This is a genomic window from Streptococcus sp. 'caviae' (genome assembly GCF_001937065.1).
Lineage (GTDB): Bacteria > Bacillota > Bacilli > Lactobacillales > Streptococcaceae > Streptococcus.
This window is the reverse complement of sequence record NZ_MOWR01000005.1, coordinates 66930-90287: the sequence shown is the minus strand read 5'-3', so window position 1 is coordinate 90287 and position 23358 is coordinate 66930. Positions and strand designations below refer to the sequence as shown.

Sequence of the window (23358 nt, the reverse complement as noted above, 5' to 3'; positions counted from 1 at the left end):
ATAATGAAAACAGCGGATAAGTAGCATTGAATCTTTTTCAGAAAGCCTGCGGCGGCTGCGAGCAGGTAAAGAAACCGTGTGAAATTCTACCGTGAAATTTTTATTTATTATAGTAATTAAGGGCACAGAATGTGAAGCTGGATGGAACCGCGCTTAGGGCGCTCCAGCAAATCACTGTCTGTGTTTTTATGTTAAGGAGAAAAAATGCTGGATATCAAACAAATTCGCAACAATTTTGACAGCATCGCTGAAAAATTAGTCCATCGCGGTGTCAGCCAAGACACCCTGCAAGAGCTCAAAGACCTTGATGCCAAACGCCGTGCTCTTCTGATAAAATCTGAAGAGGCTAAAGCAGAACGTAACACAGCTTCTGCTGCTATTGCACAGGCTAAACGCAATAAAGAGGATGCTTCTGCACAGATTGCGGCCATGCAAAAATTATCAGCGCAGATCAAAGCAACTGATGCTAAACTGGCTGAAACTGATGACAAACTGAATCAGATCATAACGGTCTTGCCCAACACACCTCACGAAAGTGTTCCTCTAGGAGCTGATGAAGATGAAAACGTTGAGGTCCGCCGCTGGGGAACTCCCCGTGAATTTGACTTTGACATCAAGGCTCACTGGGATCTGGGCGAAAATCTCGATATTTTAGATTGGGAACGCGGGGCCAAGGTCACAGGGTCACGATTCCTGTTTTACAAGGGACTGGGGGCTCGTTTAGAGCGGGCCATCTATAACTTCATGCTCGATGAACACGCTAAAGAAGGCTACACAGAGGTTATTCCGCCATACATGGTCAACCATGAGTCCATGTTTGGAACAGGCCAATATCCTAAATTCAAAGAAGATACCTTTGAATTGGCAGATACTGACTATGTTCTCATTCCGACAGCTGAAGTTCCACTGACCAATTATTATCGCGATGAAATCATTGACGGCAAAGACCTGCCGGTTTACTTCACTGCCATGAGTCCTTCTTTCCGATCTGAAGCCGGGTCTGCCGGCCGTGACACCCGCGGACTTATCCGCCTGCACCAATTCCATAAGGTCGAAATGGTAAAATTTGCCAAGCCGGAAAATTCTTATGAAGAATTGGAAAAAATGGTGGCTAATGCCGAAAATATTCTGCAAAAACTGGAGCTGCCTTACCGTGTCATTACCCTCTGTACTGGCGATATGGGCTTCTCAGCTGCCAAGACTTATGACTTGGAAGTCTGGATTCCTGCACAAAACACCTACCGCGAGATTTCTTCATGCTCAAACACCGAAGATTTCCAAGCACGCCGTGCGCAAATTCGTTACCGCGACGAGGCTGACGGCAAGGTGAAACTGCTCCATACCCTAAACGGTTCAGGACTGGCCGTAGGCCGAACGGTTGCTGCCATCCTTGAAAATTATCAAAATGCAGACGGTTCCGTGACTATCCCTGAAGTACTCAGACCTTACATGGGCGGGGCTGAGGTCATTGGTCCCAAAAATAAATAGACGCAGCCATAGCTAATGAGTTGCTTTTACTACATACAACTAGAGTGCACTTGAGAGGCACTCTAGTGTTTCTTAGTAAGCTCTATTTTAGAATCCTTGCGATTAATCTAAAAGCCCCGCTAAAGCTGTCAAAAAAATTAAATATAGGTGGCAAATCCTGCTTGCCCTTGATTTTTTTATAAAACCAGCCTAAAATGAACATGTATTAATAGGTTAAGAACCTGCTGCTAATATAAAAGGCAGGGCTAATTGAGATTGTAGTTTTGCTGCTGTGGCTTAGGGTGCTGCAACTAGGGCTGTTTGCCATGGCTAGAGGTCCGATTGGTTGGGAAGTAAGAGCAGCATACCTTGCTACTTGTGCAGCTTCAGATGTATCCCTTGGTTATGGTTCTAGCAGCCTAATCTCGGTATTTGTTAAAGCAAGCTAGATTTTGAGGTGGTTATCGTGAGAAGAAAAAGTTCTTTTATCATTTGTACAGCAATTATCATCATATCAAACATTCTTATGATGACAGTGATTAACAATGGTGAGGAGAAATTATCAAATCTATTTGTAATAGCGATTACATTAGTTTGCTTTCCAGGCTTTTTGTGGGCAATTGACAATGGGATGACATCACTTATCAGGATTGAATCTTCTGCACTGCTTCTTCTCGCTATCCTTTCTGCTATACGTTTAATCAATAGAATTGATACTTTACCTACTGTAGTAAATTCTACGGTTGTTATTATCGCTCTGGGATTAATAACAGTATTATTAGTTGCCGGAATTGTCAGATGGATAAACAAGAGGAAAGGTTGATTAACTAACAATCATAGCTGTAAAATAAACTTCAAATAAAGGTCCTTGAAAAGCATTTTCTGAGGACTTTTTTGTTTCGTTCCAAAATTTTTTAACTAAAAGAAAAGACAAAAAATGGCTCCTGTCAACGTGACAGCTGACAGGAGTCCAGATAAATATATTATTAGGAATTTTCCTCATTTTTATCCTTAACCGCAAAATAACGGGTCGCAGCAACAGCTCTTTGCCAGCCCTGATAGAGTTCTTCGGCTTCTTTAGCAGGCATTAACGGTTCGAATCGCTGACCGGCAGTAAAAAGCGCCTTTAATTCTTCTGTATCCTGCCAATAGCCAATGGCCAAGCCCGCTAAGAAAGCTGCTCCCAGAGCTGTCGTTTCCAGATTAGCTGCCCGTTCAATCGGTATCTGGAGAATATCTGCTTGAAACTGCATGAGATAGGTATTCATAGCCGCACCGCCATCCACCCGCAGCTGAGGAATAGCAATCCCCGTGTCAGCGCGCATAGTGTCTATGACATCTCGTGTTTGGTAAGCCAATGACTGCAAGGTGGCCTTGATAAGATCATCATCGCTCGTCCCGCGGGTCAGACCAAAGACCGCACCGCGCGCTTCACTGTCCCAGTAAGGAGCTCCGAGGCCCGTAAAAGCAGGAACCAGATAAACTTCGTTATGACTTTTAGAACGGTAAGCCGCTGCTTGAGAATCAGGCGCTGACGCTAAGAGATGCAATTTATCACGCAGCCACTGCAGAGCAGATCCTGCTACAAAGACAGAGCCTTCCAAAGCGTAGGTCACCTCTCCATCCAAAGCATAAGCGATGGTCGTCAGGAGATGATTGGCCGACTTAATGGGCTGGGTGCCCGTATTCATCACAATAAAGGCGCCTGTCCCATAGGTATTTTTCACCATGCCTTCTTCTAAAGCCAGCTGGCCAAAGAGGGCAGCCTGCTGATCTCCTGCCATGCCGCAAATAGGAACAGAACTTCCGAAAAAATGAAAAGGAACAGTGTAACCATATATTTCTGAATTGGCTCTTACTTCCGGCAAAAGATTGGACGGAATTTTAAGCAAATCCAGAATCTCTTGATCCCAAGTCAAATCATGTATATTAAAAAGCATGGTTCGGCTGGCATTGGAGTAATCAGTCATATGAGCCTGCCCGCCTGTCAAACGCCAGAGCAGCCAAGTGTCAATCGTACCAAAGAGCAGCTCTCCCTTTTCAGCTCGCTGCTGGGCTCCCGGGACCTGATCTAAAACCCAACGAATTTTCGTCGCAGAGAAATAAGCATCGACAATTAATCCTGTTTTAGCATGAATCATCTCCTCATAACCATCAGCTACCAGCTTATCAGCAATACTGCTGGTTTGTCTGGACTGCCAGACAATGGCATGGTAGATAGGCAAGCCTGTCGTCTTATCCCAGATGACCGTGGTTTCACGCTGATTGGTAATACCGATACCCGCAATCTGCTGAGGCTTGATGCCGGATTCAATGAAAAGAGCCGCTAAGGTCGCCTGAACAGCATTCCAAATCTCATTGGCATCATGCTCAACCCAGCCGGGCTGCGGAAAGTATTGGGGAAATTCCTTTTGAGCTTCATGCACCTTTTTCCCTGCTTTGTCGAAAAGAATGGCCCGCGTTGAAGTTGTTCCTTCATCAATTGCTAAGATATAAGAATCCGTCATGCTTATCTCCTTTTTGATAGCGTTTACAGACATTATACCCTACTATTCTTCTTTTCTCAAGGCGATAACAAAGGAACCTTTCAAGGAACTTAACTCTCCATAATCGTCATTCATCTCAAAATCTTCAAGACAGCAACCTATTTTTTGTCCGCCTTGCCATACTCTTTAAAAATGCCCAATAAAACCAGCAGCATACCACTAATGGCAAATGCCATCTGCAACATATTACTTGACGTTACAAGAACCCCAATCCCTAAAAATAGGATTATCAATAGACAAGGAATGACTAAATATTTTTTCATATTACTAACCCAAATAGTATAATTAACTGACAGTATCGTAACAAAAAGCTGTACTGCCACCTGCAAAGCCAGCAGCAGCTCCACCCGGACCAAAAAGTGCACCACCCATAATAGTACCTCCAGCAGTACCTAAAATGCATTGAACACCATACCCACTACCTCTAATATCAGATAAAGTCTTTACATCTAGCTCTTCAAATTGTTCTAAAATAGAATTATTCATAACTTACCTCCAAACATATATTCTATATTTTCAATCAGGTTTACTAAAAGCAAAAAGCTGCTGCTCCGACCATTGCTCCACCAACTATTCCCCAAGGGCCTCCGACTGCTCCAAGTCCGCCTGTTCCAAGAATACCCGTTGCACAATCCGAAAATCCACCCTCAACAGCAGCGAGTGCTTGATTATCCATTGCTTCAAATTGTTCAAATGCCATTGTATTCATAACAAAACTCCGTTTTCATTTTTTGATCTTGTTCCTTGGCCAAGAAACACCTATAGTATACCTTATTTTGATGCGTTTGTGTGGTCATTGTCGTAAATGGTATCAAATATGTCGTGAATGGGAAAAAATGACTCTTGATTTCTCAAAAAATATCCATTCACGACATATTTGGGGTCGTTCACGACATTCGCTCCAATTCTTTTCGATTTTTTAGACAGATTTATGACAGTAAGGAAAGCAGGTATGTTATCAATGAGTTTTACCATGTATTTGAAATTAGAAACCTGAATATCATACTGTTGACTAAGTTGGGAACAAGACACCCCATTTTTTCTTAGCTCATATATTCTTAATTTATCATCATAACTTAATTTCATAAAAAAAGCACCCCATTTGTTAGATTCTCTGTCTAACTTTTAGGGTGCAGTTCAAGGTTTAGAAGGAAATCAGGCTGTTTTTTCATCCGATCAATTAAGTTATAACATTTCCTATTTGGCAGCTTGATAATAAGGCATTAGTTTATCAAATCCCTGAGCCAACTGATCTGTCAGTATGTTTAGATCTAATTCTTCTGATAAAGGAATGTCGTACTTGACCAAAACTTTTCGAACCTGGCCGCTTACAATTTTCTCCCGCAAATTCTGACGATTGTCCTCAGTTCCCGCAAGGCGGTGACTGAGGCCGTTTTCCTGAGCAAAATAGTAAAGCGGTTCAGCAATCGGTAAGTCTAAAATCTTATGCTGCTTAAGGAGTGTCGTTTCTGATTTTTTACGCTCGACAAAACTGACCTCAACTGAAATACCATAAGCCTCCTCTTGCCCGTAAAGGCGAATAGCAAGGCCAACATCATCCTGACTGTCTTGGGGCTGCTTGAAGTAGCACCAAAAATGAGGTCTGGCAATCTGAGCCTGATTGGCCCAATTGCTGACGCGAGTCATCTGAAACGGCGCAACTTTAGGTTCCAGAGTCTTAGCTATCTCGGTAAATTCAGCACGCGCAGCTTGACCTAAAGCTTTCAGCTCCTTCATTTCAGCTGCCAAAGGGCCTGCCTTTTCAGGTTTTATATATTTAAACCCCTGATAGGTTAAATAGTCTTTGATAAATGGCATTTTTTCTCCTTTAGAGAACAGGTATTTTCAGGGTAACCCTCAACGCTACATTCTTTGGGAATAGGTATGATTATACACTAAGCGGTCATACACGCTCCAGACAAGACCAGTCCACTAGTTGACAGATTCGCAATGCTATTGCCACTATAGACCTTCTTTAAGCCGCCTAAACTGTTGCCAGCATCTACTTACGTTTTCGGGCGATCAAACGGATAGGAGTTCCTTCAAAAACAAAGGCCTGACGAATTTGATTTTCTAAGAAACGCAGATAAGAAAAATGCATCAGCTCTTCTTCATTGACAAAAATGATAAACGTTGGCGGCTTAACAGAAACCTGTGTTGCATAGAATATTTTAAGCCGTCTGCCTTTATCGGTTGGGGTTGGATTAACAGCAACAGCATCCATGATGACATCATTGAGAACTGCCGACGGAATTCGCGTATTTTGACTCTGGCTGATCTGCTTAATCATATCCGGCAGCTTATTTAAACGCTGCTTGGTTAAAGCCGAGACAAAAATAATCGGTGCATAAGTGATATATTGGAAATTATCTCTTATATCAGCTTCCCACTGGGCAACTGTACGATTGTCCTTTTTAACCGTATCCCACTTATTGACAACGAGGATGATACCTTTGCCGGCTTCATGAGCAAAACCGGCTATGCGCTTGTCATACTCACGAATTCCCTCTTCCGCATTGATAACCATAAGTACAATATCAGAACGTTCAATAGCGCGCATGGCTCGCATGACAGAATATTTTTCCGCATTTTCGTAAACCTTTCCGGACTTGCGCATACCGGCCGTATCGATCATGATAAATTCCTGACCTTGGCTGTCTGTAAAATGCGTATCAACAGCATCGCGTGTGGTACCGGCAAGGGGGCTCGCAATCACGCGCTCTTCCCCTAAAATAGCATTAATAAGACTGGATTTACCAACATTGGGACGGCCGATCAGACTGAATTTTATCACATCAGGATTGTCTTCTTCGAGTTTCGTCGGAAGGTTTTGCACAATAGCATCCAGCACGTCTCCGGTTCCAAGTCCATGGACAGATGAAACAGGATAAGGGTCTCCCAAACCAAGCGAATAAAAGTCATAAATGTCATTGCGCATCTCAGGATTATCCACCTTATTGACAGCTAGGATAACAGGCTTGTTGGTCCGGTAGAGAATCCTTGCAACATACTCATCAGCATCTGTGATTCCTTCTCTGCCAGATACCACAAAAACAATAACATCAGCCTCTGTCATGGCAATATCAGCCTGATGCTTGATTTGTTCCATAAACGGCGCATCAACATCATCAATACCGCCTGTATCAATCAAAGAAAACTTGCGGTTGAGCCACTCAGCACTTGCATAGATGCGGTCTCTCGTCACTCCTTCAACATCTTCAACGATGGAAATACGTTCACCGGCTATACGGTTAAAAAGCGTCGACTTGCCGACATTGGGACGGCCGACAATCGCTACGGTTGGTAAAGCCATTACTGCTCCTTCTTATCTTCTGTTTTCACCTTCTAGGTGAATTTCTTTAGCCAAATAGCGAATCCGTTCCATGACACGCTTAGCCTGCCAGGTTTCGTCACTTCCGCGGATATTGGCCAATTTAGCTTCTAAATCTTTAAAACTGTAGTTAGAGGTAAAAAAGGTGGGCAATTCCTCTAACATGCGGTACTGTAAAATGACCTGAAAAACTTCGTCCCGAATCCAGGAAGTGCTCTGCTCGGCACCGATATCATCCAAAATCAGAACTTCAGCCTTTTTGACGGCATCGATCTCATCTTTGACAGTTCCGGTATTGATAGCGTTCTTCACATCAATGGTAAAACTTGGAAAATGCAAAAGCGTTGTCGCAGCGCCCTTTTGCTCTGAGAGTTCATGAGCCATGGCTGCCATTAAATAGGACTTGCCGATTCCCATATCGCCGTAGAGATAAAGTCCCTTTTGCTCAGGGCTGGGATAATTTTCGACAAAATCAGCAACCATCTTAAAAACATCCAAACGCTTGACATCATCAAGACTAATATCATCAAAAGAGATATTCTTATAGGATCTGGGCAGGCTGATAACATTGATACGTTCTGAAACAGCCTGCCTCCTTTGAGAGTCTTTAAGCTCCTTGGTTTCTAAATAAGACACGTCCGCATAGCCTTCATTCATAGCCAAAATTGGCTGATAACCCTTAGCCACATAAGCTGCATCGCGATTTTTAAAACGATCGCGCTCTATCAAGTACTGATTAAATTTAGGCAGACTGAGCTTGATCTGCTCCTGAGTCAAATGATGAGCAGTGATAAAATCAGCAATATCTTGATCTGCTAAAATAGTCTGCATCATTTTTTCAGTATCATAGTGCTTTTGATGATTCTTTTTAGCTAGGGTTTTCCCAATCTTTTCCATCTACTCACCATCCTTTCTCAATCTGGCAAGCGTCTGACGTTTAATTTCGTCTAAACGCGCCTGCTCATCTGCTGTTGTCTCATTTTTATAGTCCTGATTGCTCCACTCGGGAACATTGCTCTTTGCCTTCGTTTTTCCTTGATTCTGGCTCGTCTTGCGTTCAGCAAAGGCACGCATTTTTTCAACCGCCTGCTCTGCAGAAACAACCTTTTGATAGGCAAAATCATTGGCAATTTTCATCAAATAGCGCTTATTGAGATTGGCCGAATTGGTTTTGGAGACGGTATATAAAACCATAACATTGATCACTTCGTCCAAAAAGCTCATTTCTGCTAAATCAGCCAGCAATTTTCGTTCATCTGCTGTAATCGCTGCATGCCGCGCCTTCTTTATCTTAGCCAGAAAAACCTCAGGCCTGTCAGACTTGGCTTCATGAATAATAATTTGCTCTTCCTTAGAAAATTGACTGGCCGTATCACCATGCTTGATCTGCTCTTTTTTCAGCTGCATGCGCTTGGTGGAAATCTTATGCTGACTGGCCGTCTCTTTTGCCAAAAGATAGGTTTCATACCAGGTCAGTTTGTACTTTTCAGAAATCACATATAAGGCTACAGCATCTGTCTGTTCATCAGCAAACTGCAGGCCGTCTCTAGCCATCAGATGTTTAAAACTGTCTAAATCAAAATCTGTTTTGCTTTTAACTGTTTCCTGCGGCTGAGGCTGCTCAGTCTGCCCAAAAACGTCAGAAAACTGTTTGGACAGATCCCTAGCGTCCTTGGGAACATCCAGCTCCAGATATTCTAAAGCAACCTGACCGATCTTTTGTTCTAAAAGATTGCGGTAAACAGCATTTTTACAAAAGGCTTCGGCAGTTAAAGGCGCCAGCAATTTGACATAGTAGAGGCCGTCTTTCTCATAAAAAGCCAACAGATCCATAGCTGTCAAAATAGACAGAGACTCTTCAAAACGGGTCATACCAAACTGCGTATGATTAAGAATCTCGCTAAATTTATGCCTTTTTTCACCATTATCAAAAAAGCTGATAAAATACTGATAAAGAGCCGCAGCGTCACTGCCGATAACGGGCAAATAAAAGCGCATCAAGCTGACAGTATCCGGCAGGAGATAGTTCTGCCTGACATAGAGAAATTCATCAATCGGTTTCATCTAAGCTACTCTTTTTCTTACTTCTGACACGGTTGGTAATCTGCTGCAGGAGCGCTTCAATCTCATCAACGTCCTTAAAGCTGCGGTAGACGCTGGCAAAGCGAACGTAAGTAATCTCATCCAATTCTGCCAGCTCATCCATGACTAGATTCCCAATGACAACACTGGAAACTTCACTGTCATAGTCACTGCGGATTTTTTGCTCAATATCATTGACAACTTTTTCAATAGCACTGCTGGATACAGGACGTTTCTGAGCACTGCGGATAATACCATTGAAAATTTTATCACGGGAAAATTGCTCTCTGGTTCCATCTTTTTTAACAACTAAAAGCGGCAGTTCTTCTATTCTTTCAAAGGTTGTAAAACGTGTATGGCAATTTTCACATTCTCGGCGGCGTCTGATTGTGTTGCCTTCCTCAGCCTGACGGCTGTCAACAACACTGGATTTTAAATAATTACACTTAGGACAGCGCATGAAAACACCTCACTTCTTGATTCAAGTTAGTACTTTATTTTACCATATTTTGGTCTGGAACAAAAGTAAGCAGCAGCCCGACAAAACCTATTTCCTAAGTCCGGCAGCTGTCCGCATGCCCACAGATAAAAATCAGGGACAGAAATCTCTTTCTCCCCCTGGTTTTTTTATCTATTTTTCGCGGATGACATAACCCATACCGCGGACAGTCTGAATATAGCTTTCCTTACCGGAAACATCAATTTTTCCGCGCAGATAGCGAATATAAACATCAACAACGTTTGTTTCGGCCTCTTGATCATACTTCCAGACACGATCCAGAAGCTCTTCTCTGGTCATAACCTGATTGATGTTTTCCATGAGAGCGCTGAGCAAATCAAATTCCCGCTTGGTTAAAGGGATAGTTTCACCGTTTCGAATCGCAGCTCGATTGTGCACATCCAGCTGCAAATCACGGTAAGTACTGTCTTTCTTTACAGAATGCTTAGCTCTTTCAATATCCTGACGGCGAAAAATGGCGCGAACCCGAGCCAGTAATTCTTCAATAGCAAAAGGTTTTATAACATAACCGTCTGCACCGCGATCCAATCCCGTGACAATATCCATAGTAGAATCACGGGCAGTAATCATAATGATATAAGTCGTTTTTTCCAGCTGCAGCCGACGCGTTACTTCATAGCCGTCCATTTTCGGCAGCATCAGATCAAGAAGGATTAGATCAAAATCCCTTTCGAGAGCCCTGTCTAAGCCGGAACGTCCATCGTGTTCTACGTCAACTTCATATCCTTCATGCTGCAGTTCCAGAGAAACAAACTTCGCAAGATTTTTTTCATCTTCAATAATTAAAATACTCTTAGCCATATACCCCTCAGCTTATTATTCTAATATAGTTTTCTAATTTTATTTTAATAAAATGAAATTTTTATAACTAAACTATAAAGTCTGGGCAACAAACTTATTACAGTCCTATAAGGTCATTATTTTTTTATTATGATAATGTCTAATCCCTTTAATATCAAGGCAAGTCGAACTTTATCAACCCCTTTTTTCAAAATTTTATTTTTTAAAATAATCCATCAGTTTTTTCATTATACTATTTCTATTTTCTTTTTTCAATGGCTGTTATTAATTTTCCTTGGTCAATTTCTAAGAAAAAAATTTGATTTATTCAACAACTTGAAATCTTAAAGCTGTTTCCTGATATCCGGCAGGAAAAAACATCACTCGTCATCAAATAAGCCATCCAGAGCTGCAAAGGGGCTGTTTTTTTCTTTCTTTTCTTTCTGTAGATTGTGATAGTCTTCCTCACTGAGAAGATTCCAATCCTGTCCTGAAGGCAGCTGTTGGTCTTGTTTTTCTTCTTCAGTAAGAATCTTTAAAGGAATATTGAGCAAAATATTATCAATAACACTTTCTTCTAAATCAATTACCGCATCTTCTAAGATCAAGACGAGATCTTCATCTACCAGTTCCTTCTTATCTTCTAACTGGCTGTTTTCTATAAAGACTTCATTTATCAGTAATGATTTGGTTTGTTTCACAGTTTCTAAAGATCGGCTGGAAGGCAGACTGATGGTATAGCTCAAATCATAGTTTAACAGATACAAACCATCATCATAGCTGACAGTTCCCTTGGCCAAGACATCTTCAAGAGCCAAGACATCAGGATTCCTTTCCTTAACAGCCTCTTCAATAGAGAGCTTTTCTTCAAATGCCATACCTTCCGGCTGCTTTTTTATATCACTAATGGTAAACATTTTTATTTCCTCCGACAATTGTTCTTTAAATCGTTAACATTATATCAATAATCCACTGACTTGTCCGTGAATTTCTGTTTAAGCTCCTGCATCTAAAAAGAGCAGAAGCCAATCGTTTTGGTTACAAACCGATTGTTTTCTGCTCTCTTGTTTTAAAATGGACTGAGCCTTAAAGACTGGCTGAAACTATTCTTCAGCTTAAATAGGCAGTAAGAGATTTTTTAAGTATGTATTTGCAGCTTCTGATTTTACATTTGCTCCAGGCGTTTAATGCGGTCAGCAAGCGGCGGATGAGTGTAAAACAGATGCTGCAGGCTGGATTTCTTCTGCGGATCGTTGATATAGAGCGCAGCACTGGCATCATCAACGGGATGTGCCATGGGCTGTGACTGCTCCAATTTGCGCAGGGCCCTAATCATCCCTTGCGGATTGCGGGTCAATTCAACCGAGCTGGCATCCGCCAAATATTCACGCTGGCGAGAGATAGCCAGCTGAACTAAACTAGCTGCCAAGGGCGCTAAAACAATAGCTAAAATGGAAAAAATCAGCAGGATAATCTGCACATAACCGCCGCCTTCACTGTCATTTGACCGGCGGTTCCTACCACCGCCAAACCACATCATGCGCCCGCCGATACTGGAAATAAGAGTGACAGCACTGGCAAGAGCCACGGCAATTGTCGAAATTCGAATATCGTAATTGCGGATATGGCTGACTTCATGGCCGATAACACCCTCTAACTCTTCACGGTTCATGAGGGTTAAAAGGCCTGTTGTTGCTGCAACCGCAGCATTCTTAGGGCTGGAACCGGTCGCAAAGGCATTGAGCGAAGGATCATCAACCACATAGACACGCGGCATGGGAATCTGCGCTACCATAGCCATATCTTCTACAATATGGTAATAATCAGGCATTTCCTCTGCTGTCACTTCTCTGGCATTATTCATGGCCATTACAACGTTGGTTGATTGAAAAATCATACTGAAGGCATAGATAAAGCCAATGATTAAAGCAATGATAACGCCGCCTGTTAAATTATCCAGCCAAAGATAACCGACCGCCGCACCGATGGCAGCTAAAAGCAGAAAGAAGACAACCAGCAAAATGATTGTCTTTCTTTTATTACTGGCTATTTGATCAAACAGCATAGCAGTCTCCTAGGCCATGTCGCCAAAATCAACTTTTGGCACTGATTTTTCTTCTTCAGGCGTTTCCAAAAATTCACTGGCCTTAAAGTGAAACAGCCCGGCAATGACATTGCTTGGGAAGGTTTCCAGCTTAACATTGTAGTTAGCGGTTGTCGAATTAAAGAGCTGACGTGAATAAGAAATCTTATTTTCTGTATTGGTCAGTTCGTCCTGAAGCTTCATAAAGTTTTGATTAGCCTTGAGATCCGGATAGTTTTCGGCAACGGCTAAAATACTGGCCATTTGCTTTCCAAGTGCATCACTGGCCTGCATAGCTTCATTGGGCGTACTGGCATTAGAAATTTTGCTGCGCAGCTCTGTCACCTTTTCCAGAGTGCTTTGTTCATAATTGGCATAGGCTTTGACCGTTTCCAGCAAGTTAGGAATAAGATCATTTCTGCGTTTTAACTGCACATCAATCTGACTCCAAGCCTCCTGTGTCTGCATACGGCTTTTAATCAAAGCATTATAACTTACAATTACCCAAACAACAAGCAAGGCAATAATAATTAAAACAATCCAAATAAGCATGATAGTTCTCCTTAAAAATTCCTGCTTCCATTATATCAGAAAAAGAAGAATTATGTTAGAATGAATGATGATAAAAGGAGAAAGCATGACCCCTGAAGAATTTTACCAAGCATTGGCCAAGCACCAAATCAATCTGTCTGATCGGCAAAAAAGGCAGTTTGCTTCTTATTTTAAACTTTTGGTCGAATGGAATGAAAAGATTAACCTGACAGCCATTACCGAGGAGAAAGACGTCTATCTTAAGCATTTTTATGACTCGGCAGCTCCTATCTTAGAGGGCTGCATTAAAAATGAACCGCTGAAGCTTTTGGATATAGGAGCTGGAGCTGGCTTTCCAAGTCTGCCCATGAAAATCATCTATCCTCAGCTAGAAGTGACAATCATTGATTCTCTAAATAAACGCATTAAATTTCTGCAGGCGCTGGCTGATGAGCTGGAGCTGACTGATGTTCATTTTTATCATGGCAGAGCGGAAGATTTCGGACAGGACAAAAATTTCCGCGCCCAGTTTGATCTTGTTACTGCCCGTGCTGTTGCTCGCATGCAGATATTAGCCGAGCTGACCATTCCCTTTTTAAAGGTAGGCGGACAGCTTCTGGCGCTGAAAGCCAGTGCTGCTGATGAGGAAATTGCTGCTGCTCAGAATGCGCTGAAAGTGCTGTTCAGTCAGGTTTCGAGAAAGTACCATTACCAGCTTCCTAACGGAGATGAACGTAATCTTACCCTAGTAACCAAGAAAAAGGAAACGCCTAATAAATACCCGCGCAAGGCCGGCATGCCCAATAAAAAACCGCTGTAGAAAATCAAAAAAGCTGTGGTCCGGCTGCTGCACAAGTGCTGCGGAATCGGACGACAGCTTTTTTATCTGTTTTATTAGATTTATTATCTTTATTTCCAAGGATTGTAAAAGCGGCCCTCGTTCAGGCTGAAAAGCCAGAAACTGCCCATTAATATGAGGCAAGCTAAGCCGATTGCTAAGATATCTTTTTTTCTAAAGGGCTGATACATGTACCAGGTCCTTTTTTTATTTTTGCCGAACCGCCGCAGCTCCATGGCCGTTGAAACGGTATCAATACGATCTAAAGAGCTGAAAATCAGAGGGATGATAATTTGCAGATTTCCCTTAATACGGCTAAGCAGGTTGGCCTTTTGGGATAATTCCAGACCGCGAGCTTCCTGCGATGTCCGAATCATGTAAAATTCTTCCTGAACGTCCGGAATATAGCGCAAGGTCAGGCTGACAGCGTAAGCTACCTTATAAGAAATGCCAATCTGGTTAAGACTTGCTGCAAACTGACTGGGATGGGTCGTCATCAAAAAGAGTATGGCTAAAGGAACCGTACAGAAATACTTGAGAACCAGATTTAAAAGGTAAAAGACTTCCTGCCAGCTCAGGTAGAACCGTCCTGCTCCTGCCCATAGCAGGGTTTTGGCACCATAGATTTTTTCACCGTAATCAGGTGCAAAAAGATAAACCATAACTACATTTAAAACAGCAAAAACCGTCACAAACTTCATGACAAAAGAAATATCCCGCCAATGAATATCTGCTGATTTAAACAGTAAAACAGACATCAGGCCTACTGCTAAAATAAGACGGGTATCATAGGTTGTCATACAGGCAATGGAGACAAGCAGAAAAAAGAGGAGCTTGCTGGCGCCTGACAACTCGTAAAGGAGACCTTCGCCATCATGATAGCCGATCAAACGTTTATTCATCCTGCCCTCCTTGATGCTCAATATAATAACGGGTCAATGAAATAGGGTCGCAGCCCAGTTTTTTAGCCAAATCAAAGAGACTGGTCTGTTTCAAATTAGCAGCTGCCAGTAAGTCCGGCTGGCTGAAGAGCTCAACAGGACTTTGATCTGCTAAAATCTGCCCCCGGCTGATGACCAATACCCGGTCTGAGTATTCCAGCACCAGCTGCATATCATGAGTAATCATAATAATGGTATGTCCCAGGGCATTCAGACCATCCAAAAAGTTCATCATTTCTGTATAGTGCCTCTTATCCTGCCCTGCTGTGGGTTCATCCAATAGGATAATTTCCGGATTTAAAACCAAAATTGAAGCAATGGTCACACGTTTTTTCTGTCCAAATGACAGAGCAGAGATGGGCCAATTGCGAAATTCATAGAGACCGCAGGTTTTCAGAACTTCAAAAACCTTTTCTTTGATCTGCTCTTCAGCAAAACCGCGAAGCCGCAGCCCCAGAGCCACCTCATCAAAAATCATAGTTTGACTGATCATCTGATTGGGATTCTGCAGAACATAGCCAATCCGCTCAGACCGCTCCTTGATGGAATCAAGGGAGATGTCTTTTCCCTGATAATAAATGTGGCCGCTGGCCGTTATAAATTGACAAAGGGCCTTGGCTAAGGTAGATTTGCCAGCCCCATTTTTCCCGACAATGGCAATGCGCTCTCCTTTATTGATCTTAACCGATAAATCTTTCAAAATCGGCCTATCCGGAGTGTAGGCAAAATTAAAATGGTCAATAGTGAGCAAAGGCGAGGCAGCTTTAGAGACAGGCAGACTGCCGGTTTCTTCAAAATGAATACCGGAGAGGTCAAGCTGACTGAGTGCCGCTAAGTGGAGTGTTTGGGTCACATCCAAGCCCAAATGGCGCAGAGCCGTCAAATAAAGGGGTTCGCGGATGCCGTTTTCCCGCAGCAGATTGGTCTGCAAAATCTCATCAGGACTGCCATCAAAAAGAATCCGGCCATCATTAATCAGCACAATTTTATCAACAGGGCGGTAGAGAACATCTTCCAGCCGGTGTTCAATAATAATCGTAGTTGTTCCTTCTTCTTGGTGAATCCGATCGATCAAATCAATGGTGTCCTGGCCAGCTTTTGGGTCCAGATTAGCCAGAGGCTCATCAAAGAGCAAAATCGGACTTTCATCAATTAAAACGCCGGCCAGACTGACACGCTGCCTCTGACCGCCTGAGAGGTCCTGAGGGCGATGATCAAGCAAATCCGTCAGTTCTAAGCGCTCAGCCCAGATATTGACCTTTTCAACCATCGTCTGATGGTCTGCGCAGTCATTTTCCAGTGCAAAGGCCAAATCCTCAGCCACTGTCAAGCCGATAAACTGACCGTCCGGATCCTGCAAAACGGTTGAGACAAGATGTGACTTTTCATATACAGACAGATTAAAGGAATCCTTGCCGCCAATAGTCAGGCTGCCGCTCATCTGTCCCTTGTAGATATTAGGAATAATGCCATTCAGGCAATGGCCTAAAGTTGATTTGCCGCAGCCGGAAGGGCCGATAATCAGCACTTTTTCTCCCTTTTTCACTGATAAATTGATATTTTTCAGAGTGGGTTCTGCCTGGGCATCGTACTTGAAGGAAAAATCTTTAAATTCAATAAATGGTTCCATAAGATGTATCCCTGATTTTCAAAAAAGTCAGTCTTTGGATAGGCTTCCTGACTGTGTCCGTGTTTTAGCATAGACAGCCAGCAAAATAGTAGCACCGATACCAATTGTCAAAGCGTTGGCTACACTGGCCAGCAAGCCCTGAACAAATACCTTGCTGGCAGGTTCATTGAAAATGACAATATCTCCCAGAGGCGCCACAATTCCCCAGGCAATAATATTGATAATCACTTGTACAGTGTTAAAAGTCAGCACATCTTTAGCTGTAAAAAGTCCCTGTTCGACCCGAAGACGATTTTTCAAAAAACCGATGCCAAGGCCAACCAGACCGCTTGGGATCACCCATGACCACCAGATTCCGTAACCGGCAAACATATCTTTAACCATGTGTCCGATAAGACCGGTGAAAAAACCGACCGCAGGCCCAAAAAGAACAGCCAAAAAGGCTTGAACCGCATACTGCAGCTGAATGCTGGTATTGGCAAAAAGAGGAATATTGATAAAAATACCGATAATGACAAACAGAGCTGCACCGATACCGGTTGCGACAACCGCTTTAATAGAATTATTTTTCATGTCGTCTCCTTAGTTAATTTTTTTAATTTCAATGCGCCATTGCGGCCCAACCCCGACGTTGTAGGCCTTGGCAAAGGAACCCTGATTGATGGCAACCCCTACACGGTAGAGAGAATTGATATAGATGATGGGCTGGCCGACACGGACAGCAGCAAATGACTTGCCATAGGTAACCTGATTCTGGTAAACCAGCATATCATTATTGTAGATGGTCACTTCAAAGCGATCATTGAACTCAGGCTGAAGCGTGTAAAATTCCTCGCGGGTAATTGAGGTCCATAAAGACCCAAATTGAACATCCAGAATATCAACAGCCCCGCGGACCAGATCATCCTCAATAACCGTCGTCACTGTCGGCAGCTCTACAATAGCCTCAACAGGCAGTTCCGGCCCTACATCTTCAAAAGCAATATGACCGCTGGCTAATTTAGCTCCTGTGAAGGCATAGACATCGCGTCCGTGAAAAGTATAGGAAAGTTCTGTGTTGCGCCGGCGGTTTGCAATTTCAGAAATTTCCCGAACCGCCTTAATACCGATGTGTTTTTTGATATAAGACAGCGTGCCGTTGTCAGGCGTCACAATGTATTGATTTTTCTTCGTCAGCGCCACAACGCTTTTTCGATCCGAACCGACACCCGGATCCACAACCGATACAAAAGTCGTGCCTTCCGGCCAGTATTCCACCGTTTGAAAGAGACGGTAGGAACCTTCAAAAATATTGTAGGGAGTGATTTCATGGGTCAGATTGTGAATGCCAAGCGTCGGGTCCTCCTGCAGTGCCACACCAATCATGGCTGACACCGCACCGTCAACCAGACCAAAGTCTGACTGCAAAACTAATAAATTATTGCTCATTTGAACTGACTCGCCTTCCTTTCACTTCATATTTTATCACAAGACAGCCTTCTGTGACGCACCTATTAAAAAATTAAAAGCAGTAAGGCTAACTTATTTTTAGCGCCGGCAGCTGTTAATAGAGGTCTGGCCGCCGATCGGCAAAAACAGGAATCTGTCCGCGAACCGCTGCAACCTGGTGCACGTCAATTTCAGCGCTGAAAATTCCTTCACTGTCATCGGTTTCTAATAAACGATTTCCCAGAGGGTCAATCACAAGCGAATGACCGTTAAACTGATCCTTCAGCCCCTGCCCCACACGGTTAACAGCAATGACAAAGGCCTGATTTTCGACAGCCCGCGCCTGTAAAAGGATTTTCCATTGCTCAATACGGCTGGCAGGCCACTGGGCTGATACAAAGAGCAGCTCTGCTCCTTGGCTCATCAATTTGCGGGTCCATTCGGGAAAACGAATATCGTAGCAGATGACCTGGCTGGCAGCAACAGTTCCGATGTGGAAATGGCTTTCCTTTTGTCCCGCGGTCAAGAACTCATCTTCACCCATGAGCCCAAACAAGTGCACCTTGTCATAGGCATTAATCAGTTTTCCGTCTGCAGCAAAGGTATAACCAGTGTTATAAAACTTTCCCTGCCGCTTAGTAGCGACAGAACCTGCAACCAGAGCCACCTGATGTTCACGGGCAAACTGACTGAGCCAAGAGACACTGTCCTCTCCGTTTTCGTCAGCAATCTCTTCTAATTGTTCCAAAGCATAGCCTGTATTCCACAATTCCGGCAGGACAATAACATCCGGCTGGTCTGACAGAGCCCGCTGCATGAGCTCTAAAACCCTGTCCTTATTTAACTGAGGCTGCCCGTCTTTGACATCAAACTGTATCAGACTTACCTTCACAAAATCACCTCCAAAACCATCAAAGCGTCCATTAGCTTAAGCAGCTGTCCTATTTGTCAGCGGTGGCTGACCTTTCTGGTCAGGGTATCACCGATAAACTGAATGGTAAAAATAAGCAGGAGAATTATTAAAGTTGCCACCCAGGTTACATCATTGTTAAACCGATTATAACCGTAAGAAATAGCAACATTTCCAAGTCCGCCAGCTCCGATTGCGCCGGCCATGGCCGTTTCGCCGACCAGGGAAATCAGAGTTACTGTCGACACGCGAATCAAATCTGGAAAGCCTTCACTCAAATAAACCTTGACAATATCCCAAAAGGTAGCGCCAGAAGCCTGAGCCGCTTCGATAACACCGCGATCTAACTCAGAAAAGACAACCTGCACCTGGCGGGCAAAGAAGGGGAAGGTCGCAAAGGACAGAGGAACCAAGGCCGCCGTTGCCCCTAAATTGGTCTGCATCAAAAGCATGGTCAAGGGCGCCAGTACCGCAATCAAAATGACAAAAGGAATGGCACGAAAGACAGATGTCACCTTATCAATAATCCAGCAGACAGTCTTGTTTTCAATGACGCCGTCAGGTCCCATCAGCACGAGCAGAAGACCAAAAACCAATCCGACGCCGCCGCCGATAATAAAAGGAACAATGGTCATATACAGCGTATTTAAAAGGGCTGTCAGCCAGCCCGCATCTCCGGTCAGACCAAGCTCATACACATTTGGTAAATAAGTTTGAATTAACTGCATTCCTTAAGCCCCTCTCTTTAGAATAGTCACTGTTAAATCTAAGGATTTTAAATGATCAAGTGCCTGCTGAATATTAGCAGCATCACCTTCTAAAATAACAATCATTTCACCGACAGGCGTTGCTTCCAAAATTTCTATATTGCCGTAAAGAATGTTGGCAGTTACCTGATAGTGCTTGTAAAGATTATTTAAAATCGGTTCATCTGTGGCTGTACCAGCGTATTTCAACTGCAGTAAGACCGCATCAGCCGGCAGGTTTTGAACAATATCCTGCTGCTTGATCTTAATCAGAGCTTCTTCAATACCAGTCGCCGTTTCAATAAAGTCCTTGGTCAGTTCTTCCTTGGGATTGGAAAAAATATCCAAGACCGAACCTTCTTCGATCAAAGAGCCGGCCTGCATAACTGCCACACGGTTGCAGATATCTTTGACAATCTGCATTTCATGGGTAATCATGACGATAGTCAGACCTAATTTTTTGTTCAAATCCTGCAAGAGCGCTAAGATCTGCTTGGTCGTTTTGGGATCCAAGGCAGAGGTCGCTTCATCTGAAATTAAAATTTTAGGATCATTGGCAAGAGCTCGCGCAATAGCCACGCGTTGCTTTTGGCCGCCTGAAAGCTGGGCAGGATAATTATCCGCACGGTCAGATAAGCCGACCAAATCCAGCAGCTCTGTCACCTTCTGCTCTTTTTCTGCAGGGCTTAAATTTGAGTGCCGCAAGGCAAAGGCAACATTTTGCCTAGCAGTCTTTTGAGCCATGAGATTGAAATGCTGAAAAATCATGCCAATTTCATGTCGCTTCTGCCGCAGTTCCTGACTGGACAGCTGAATTTTTCCTTTATCAAAGGTAACATCATCATCAACTGTGACTTTTCCGGCTGTTGGTGTCTGCAACAGATTGATAACACGCACAAGGGTCGACTTACCGGCACCGGAATAGCCGACAATGCCGTAAATATCGCCTTGATTGATGTGAACACTGACATCCTTAACCGCCTCTATCCGGCGTTTCTTTTGATGAAAGGTGATATCAATATGATCGAGTTGTATAATCGCCTTACTCATAACTTCTGATTAACTCCTTTATTAATTCAATATGGGTATAATAGTCGGCCAAGTTCACATTTTCATCGCCGCCGTGATCCCGGCTGTTGGGATTGCCGATGCCAAAAGCCAGCATAGGAACCCCCAAAGCTTCATAGACCGTATGCATAGGACCCGTACCTGCTGCTGTCGGCAAGACCGAAACTCCCGCTTCATAGAACTGCTTGCTCAATTCAACAATATTCAAAATAGCCGGAGCGCTCATATCACTGCGGTAGGACTCTTCTCCCAAGGTATAAGTCACCTTAACATGCTCAAATCCGAGTTTTCGCAAGTGGCTGTTAATCTTTTCAAAAACATATTTGGGACTGAGCCCCGGCACCAGGCGCATTTCCATCTTGGCACTGGCAGAAGCCGGAAGAATGGTCTTGACACCCTGCCCCTGATAACCCGAGGAAAGCCCTTCTATAGACAGAGCCGGCTCAAAAAAGTAGGTTTTAAGAAAATCCTGACGCTCTTTTTTCAAAGCTGGAAGTTTTAAACCGTAAACTCTGCGCAGACCTTCGCTGTTTTCAAGAGCAAAGCGCTCTACTAAATCCAGTTCGCGCTCATTGGGCTCTAAGACCTGATCATAAATACCGTCAATCAAAATCCGGCCATCATCAGCCCGCATACTGGAGATAGCATTCAAAAGATACCAGCTGGCTGATTCAACAACGGCACCGTATTTAGAATGAATATCAACCTCAGCACTGGAAACTGAAAGATTAAAAGTAATAATCCCCTTGTTTCCGCCTGTCAGCTCTAACTGTCCGAGGCTGTTTTTGACCCCCTGCTCCCAGATTAAAACATCTGCCGGCAGCAGACTGTCTGCATACTTGGCCAAATACTTATCAAGGTCAGTCGAAGCCGACTCCTCTGCTCCTTCCATGATAAAGGTAATGTTAACAGGAAGATCGCCAACCTCGCGCATATACTTTCGGACGGCTGTCAGGCGAGCTGTGATGTGTCCCTTATCATCATCGACGCCGCGGCCGTACATATAGCCTTTTCTGACAGTCAGTTTAAAGGGATCATCTGTCCAAATCTGATCGTCATCAGCCGGCACTGTGTCATAATGATTGTAAAAAATAATTGTCTTGGCCTGAGGATTGGAACTCTTAAATTTAGCAATGACAAAAGGAGCCGTATAGGTCTCATCAATAGTCACTTCTGCACCAACATTGGCAAAAATTTCTCCCAGATAGGCAGCAACATCCTGAAGCCCTACCTGCTGAGCAAAAATAGACTTCTTAGAAATCAGGGTTCGCAAAACTTCAAAATAATGCTGAGCCACTTCATCCTGCCAAAACTTAGCAATTTGTTCTTTTTCGCTTGAAACTACCATTATTCTCCTCTTATATGATAAGAGGCTGAAACCCAGTCTCAGCCTCTCATTTTTAGTCATCCTACTATGTGTTAAGCAGCGGCTTCCTGTTACCAAACAGGCTGGTCAACATTTTTGGATGTTTTTTCGATAACTTTCTTAACAGCATCTGTATGATAAACCTTGACTAGTTTCTTAATAGCAGCTGCCTTATCTGATTTTTTCCAGTTCTTTTGCGCTGCAATGATGTTAATCCACTGCTTAGAACCATCATTGACTTTTTCCTTATAAAGAGATGTTTTAAAATCAATTTTAGCCGGAACAGCGTAACTGTTATTGACAACCGCAGCGTCGACAGAAGTCAGATTACGGGCTGTCTGACTGGCGTCTACTTCCTTGATATCAAGATCTTTTGGATTGGACTTGATATTCTTAATAGTAGCCAGCGTGTCGCCTGATACATCTAGCTTAATAAGACCGGCATCCTGAAGAACGTACAGGGCGCGGCTTTCATTGGTAGCATCGTTAGGAACAGCAATCTGAGCCTTGTCCGGCAGCTGTTTGACGCTGGTGTATTTAGCCTTGCCGTTTTCAGTCCCCGAGAAGAGATTGACAGGGCTGATGTAAGTTTCAGCAACAGTCACCAAGTCTCCCTTATTTTCTTTATTCCAGTTGTTGAGGAAATTATAATGCTGGAAGGCGTTGATATCGACTTCTCCGTTTTTCAAAGCCTTATTTGGCTGAGAGTAATCTGTAAACTCCTTAAATTTAAGCTTGATATCATCCTTCTTAAGCAGGTCTTCAATTTTATCCCAGCGAGCCTTATCCGAATCGGTCATAGTCATCACACCGACAGTCAGAGTATTTTTATCGCTTTTTTGACCGCAGGCTGCAAGGAAAACTACCGCTGCTAAGGCCAAACCTAAAACACTTATTATTTTCTTTATTTTCATTAATCATCCACCTTTTCTACTAAAGTAAATTTATTTTCTCATAATTGCTTATAGCTATCAAATTGTTATTTCAATGATTTTCCTATAGTTTTAAACTATAACTCTGTTTTTCATTTCCGTCTGGCTGCTAAAAAAGAGCTGGACTTTTCCAAGTATCCATCTGGTCAGTCCGCTCCT

The 23358-nt window shown here is 43.3% G+C and carries 24 protein-coding genes; 3 read left to right on the top strand and 21 right to left on the bottom strand.

Annotated elements, in window-relative coordinates:
- Positions 1-204 precede the first annotated feature (204 nt).
- A complete protein-coding gene (gene serS / locus BMI76_RS06385) occupies positions 205-1488 on the top strand; it encodes a serine--tRNA ligase (protein ID WP_075346762.1) in 1284 nt (427 codons plus the stop codon).
- 445 nt (positions 1489-1933) lie between these two features.
- Positions 1934-2290, top strand: coding sequence for a hypothetical protein (locus tag BMI76_RS06380; protein WP_075346761.1), 357 nt, complete (start codon positions 1934-1936; stop codon positions 2288-2290).
- A gap of 163 nt (positions 2291-2453) precedes the next feature.
- Here BMI76_RS06380 and glpK read toward each other — a convergent pair whose 3' ends face one another.
- From glpK to BMI76_RS06310, 12 genes are all read right to left on the bottom strand, one after another.
- Positions 2454-3974 (bottom strand): glycerol kinase GlpK, encoded by a 1521-nt coding sequence (gene glpK, locus BMI76_RS06375; protein WP_075346760.1) that lies wholly within the window; start codon positions 3972-3974, stop codon positions 2454-2456.
- 324 nt (positions 3975-4298) lie between these two features.
- Positions 4299-4499: a ComC/BlpC family leader-containing pheromone/bacteriocin gene (locus BMI76_RS06370; protein WP_075346759.1), complete on the bottom strand. Its 201-nt coding sequence runs from the start codon at positions 4497-4499 to the stop codon at positions 4299-4301.
- A 43-nt stretch (positions 4500-4542) separates the two neighbouring features.
- Positions 4543-4722 (bottom strand): Blp family class II bacteriocin, encoded by a 180-nt coding sequence (locus tag BMI76_RS06365; RefSeq protein WP_075346758.1) that lies wholly within the window; start codon positions 4720-4722, stop codon positions 4543-4545.
- A gap of 488 nt (positions 4723-5210) precedes the next feature.
- Entirely contained in the window at positions 5211-5831 is a 621-nt protein-coding gene (locus tag BMI76_RS06355; protein WP_075346757.1) for a ribonuclease P, read from the bottom strand.
- A 184-nt stretch (positions 5832-6015) separates the two neighbouring features.
- Positions 6016-7326 (bottom strand): ribosome biogenesis GTPase Der, encoded by a 1311-nt coding sequence (der, locus tag BMI76_RS06350; RefSeq protein ID WP_075346756.1) that lies wholly within the window; start codon positions 7324-7326, stop codon positions 6016-6018.
- Between the two features lie 12 nt (positions 7327-7338).
- A complete protein-coding gene (dnaI, locus tag BMI76_RS06345) occupies positions 7339-8241 on the bottom strand; it encodes a primosomal protein DnaI (protein WP_075346755.1) in 903 nt (300 codons plus the stop codon).
- Complete coding sequence (locus tag BMI76_RS06340; RefSeq protein WP_075346754.1) at positions 8242-9408, bottom strand: DnaD domain protein; 1167 nt, start codon at positions 9406-9408, stop codon at positions 8242-8244.
- Positions 9395-9886: a transcriptional regulator NrdR gene (gene nrdR, locus BMI76_RS06335; RefSeq protein WP_075346753.1), complete on the bottom strand. Its 492-nt coding sequence runs from the start codon at positions 9884-9886 to the stop codon at positions 9395-9397. The genes BMI76_RS06340 and nrdR overlap by 14 nt, the downstream gene beginning before the upstream one ends.
- A gap of 171 nt (positions 9887-10057) precedes the next feature.
- Positions 10058-10747 (bottom strand): response regulator transcription factor, encoded by a 690-nt coding sequence (locus BMI76_RS06325; protein ID WP_075346751.1) that lies wholly within the window; start codon positions 10745-10747, stop codon positions 10058-10060.
- A gap of 359 nt (positions 10748-11106) precedes the next feature.
- On the bottom strand, positions 11107-11643 hold the full coding sequence (locus BMI76_RS06320; protein WP_075346750.1) for a DUF177 domain-containing protein: 537 nt from the start codon (positions 11641-11643) through the stop codon (positions 11107-11109).
- Positions 11644-11891: 248 nt separating this feature from the next.
- Positions 11892-12791, bottom strand: a complete 900-nt coding sequence (gene htpX / locus BMI76_RS06315) for a zinc metalloprotease HtpX (protein ID WP_075346749.1) — start codon at positions 12789-12791, stop codon at positions 11892-11894.
- Between the two features lie 9 nt (positions 12792-12800).
- Complete coding sequence (locus BMI76_RS06310; protein ID WP_075346748.1) at positions 12801-13361, bottom strand: LemA family protein; 561 nt, start codon at positions 13359-13361, stop codon at positions 12801-12803.
- An 85-nt stretch (positions 13362-13446) separates the two neighbouring features.
- Here BMI76_RS06310 and rsmG point away from each other — a divergent pair, with 85 nt between their 5' ends.
- On the top strand, positions 13447-14160 hold the full coding sequence (gene rsmG, locus BMI76_RS06305; protein ID WP_075346747.1) for a 16S rRNA (guanine(527)-N(7))-methyltransferase RsmG: 714 nt from the start codon (positions 13447-13449) through the stop codon (positions 14158-14160).
- A gap of 89 nt (positions 14161-14249) precedes the next feature.
- Here the strand turns inward: rsmG and BMI76_RS06300 are convergent, their stop codons facing one another.
- From BMI76_RS06300 to BMI76_RS06260, 9 genes are all read right to left on the bottom strand, one after another.
- A complete protein-coding gene (locus BMI76_RS06300; RefSeq protein WP_075346746.1) occupies positions 14250-15080 on the bottom strand; it encodes an energy-coupling factor transporter transmembrane protein EcfT in 831 nt (276 codons plus the stop codon).
- The gene (locus tag BMI76_RS06295; protein WP_075346745.1) at positions 15073-16749 is read right to left on the bottom strand and encodes an ABC transporter ATP-binding protein; all 1677 of its coding nucleotides are present in this window, start codon (positions 16747-16749) and stop codon (positions 15073-15075) included. Before BMI76_RS06295 ends, BMI76_RS06300 begins: the two co-directional genes overlap by 8 nt.
- 27 nt (positions 16750-16776) lie before the next feature.
- On the bottom strand, positions 16777-17322 hold the full coding sequence (locus tag BMI76_RS06290) for an ECF-type riboflavin transporter substrate-binding protein (RefSeq protein WP_075346744.1): 546 nt from the start codon (positions 17320-17322) through the stop codon (positions 16777-16779).
- A 9-nt stretch (positions 17323-17331) separates the two neighbouring features.
- Positions 17332-18177 (bottom strand): S-adenosyl-l-methionine hydroxide adenosyltransferase family protein, encoded by an 846-nt coding sequence (locus BMI76_RS06285; protein ID WP_075346743.1) that lies wholly within the window; start codon positions 18175-18177, stop codon positions 17332-17334.
- Between the two features lie 115 nt (positions 18178-18292).
- Positions 18293-19069 (bottom strand): carbon-nitrogen family hydrolase, encoded by a 777-nt coding sequence (locus BMI76_RS06280; RefSeq protein WP_075346742.1) that lies wholly within the window; start codon positions 19067-19069, stop codon positions 18293-18295.
- 56 nt (positions 19070-19125) lie between these two features.
- Complete coding sequence (locus BMI76_RS06275) at positions 19126-19815, bottom strand: methionine ABC transporter permease (protein ID WP_075346741.1); 690 nt, start codon at positions 19813-19815, stop codon at positions 19126-19128.
- 3 nt (positions 19816-19818) lie between these two features.
- Positions 19819-20883, bottom strand: a complete 1065-nt coding sequence (locus BMI76_RS06270) for a methionine ABC transporter ATP-binding protein (RefSeq protein WP_075346740.1) — start codon at positions 20881-20883, stop codon at positions 19819-19821.
- Positions 20876-22249 carry a M20/M25/M40 family metallo-hydrolase gene (locus BMI76_RS06265; RefSeq protein ID WP_075346739.1) on the bottom strand — a complete coding sequence of 458 codons (1374 nt, stop codon included), beginning with the start codon at positions 22247-22249 and terminating at the stop codon, positions 20876-20878. The genes BMI76_RS06270 and BMI76_RS06265 overlap by 8 nt, the downstream gene beginning before the upstream one ends.
- 89 nt (positions 22250-22338) lie before the next feature.
- Positions 22339-23181, bottom strand: coding sequence for a MetQ/NlpA family ABC transporter substrate-binding protein (locus BMI76_RS06260; protein ID WP_075346738.1), 843 nt, complete (start codon positions 23179-23181; stop codon positions 22339-22341).
- Positions 23182-23358 lie beyond the last annotated feature (177 nt).

Excerpts from the sequence above, each read along its gene's own strand:
- serS (WP_075346762.1), top strand. The coding sequence starts at position 205 with ATGCTGGATATCAAACAAATTCGCAACAATTTTGACAGCATCGCTGAA.
- glpK (WP_075346760.1), bottom strand. The coding sequence starts at position 3,974 with ATGACGGATTCTTATATCTTAGCAATTGATGAAGGAACAACTTCAACG.
- BMI76_RS06370 (WP_075346759.1), bottom strand. The coding sequence starts at position 4,499 with ATGAATAATTCTATTTTAGAACAATTTGAAGAGCTAGATGTAAAGACT.
- BMI76_RS06365 (WP_075346758.1), bottom strand. The coding sequence starts at position 4,722 with ATGAATACAATGGCATTTGAACAATTTGAAGCAATGGATAATCAAGCA.
- BMI76_RS06355 (WP_075346757.1), bottom strand. The coding sequence starts at position 5,831 with ATGCCATTTATCAAAGACTATTTAACCTATCAGGGGTTTAAATATATA.
- der (WP_075346756.1), bottom strand. The coding sequence starts at position 7,326 with ATGGCTTTACCAACCGTAGCGATTGTCGGCCGTCCCAATGTCGGCAAG.
- dnaI (WP_075346755.1), bottom strand. The coding sequence starts at position 8,241 with ATGGAAAAGATTGGGAAAACCCTAGCTAAAAAGAATCATCAAAAGCAC.
- BMI76_RS06340 (WP_075346754.1), bottom strand. The coding sequence starts at position 9,408 with ATGAAACCGATTGATGAATTTCTCTATGTCAGGCAGAACTATCTCCTG.
- nrdR (WP_075346753.1), bottom strand. The coding sequence starts at position 9,886 with ATGCGCTGTCCTAAGTGTAATTATTTAAAATCCAGTGTTGTTGACAGC.
- BMI76_RS06325 (WP_075346751.1), bottom strand. The coding sequence starts at position 10,747 with ATGGCTAAGAGTATTTTAATTATTGAAGATGAAAAAAATCTTGCGAAG.
- BMI76_RS06320 (WP_075346750.1), bottom strand. The coding sequence starts at position 11,643 with ATGTTTACCATTAGTGATATAAAAAAGCAGCCGGAAGGTATGGCATTT.
- htpX (WP_075346749.1), bottom strand. The coding sequence starts at position 12,791 with ATGCTGTTTGATCAAATAGCCAGTAATAAAAGAAAGACAATCATTTTG.
- BMI76_RS06310 (WP_075346748.1), bottom strand. The coding sequence starts at position 13,361 with ATGCTTATTTGGATTGTTTTAATTATTATTGCCTTGCTTGTTGTTTGG.
- rsmG (WP_075346747.1), top strand. The coding sequence starts at position 13,447 with ATGACCCCTGAAGAATTTTACCAAGCATTGGCCAAGCACCAAATCAAT.
- BMI76_RS06300 (WP_075346746.1), bottom strand. The coding sequence starts at position 15,080 with ATGAATAAACGTTTGATCGGCTATCATGATGGCGAAGGTCTCCTTTAC.
- BMI76_RS06295 (WP_075346745.1), bottom strand. The coding sequence starts at position 16,749 with ATGGAACCATTTATTGAATTTAAAGATTTTTCCTTCAAGTACGATGCC.
- BMI76_RS06290 (WP_075346744.1), bottom strand. The coding sequence starts at position 17,322 with ATGAAAAATAATTCTATTAAAGCGGTTGTCGCAACCGGTATCGGTGCA.
- BMI76_RS06285 (WP_075346743.1), bottom strand. The coding sequence starts at position 18,177 with ATGAGCAATAATTTATTAGTTTTGCAGTCAGACTTTGGTCTGGTTGAC.
- BMI76_RS06275 (WP_075346741.1), bottom strand. The coding sequence starts at position 19,815 with ATGCAGTTAATTCAAACTTATTTACCAAATGTGTATGAGCTTGGTCTG.
- BMI76_RS06270 (WP_075346740.1), bottom strand. The coding sequence starts at position 20,883 with ATGAGTAAGGCGATTATACAACTCGATCATATTGATATCACCTTTCAT.
- BMI76_RS06265 (WP_075346739.1), bottom strand. The coding sequence starts at position 22,249 with ATGGTAGTTTCAAGCGAAAAAGAACAAATTGCTAAGTTTTGGCAGGAT.
- BMI76_RS06260 (WP_075346738.1), bottom strand. The coding sequence starts at position 23,181 with ATGAAAATAAAGAAAATAATAAGTGTTTTAGGTTTGGCCTTAGCAGCG.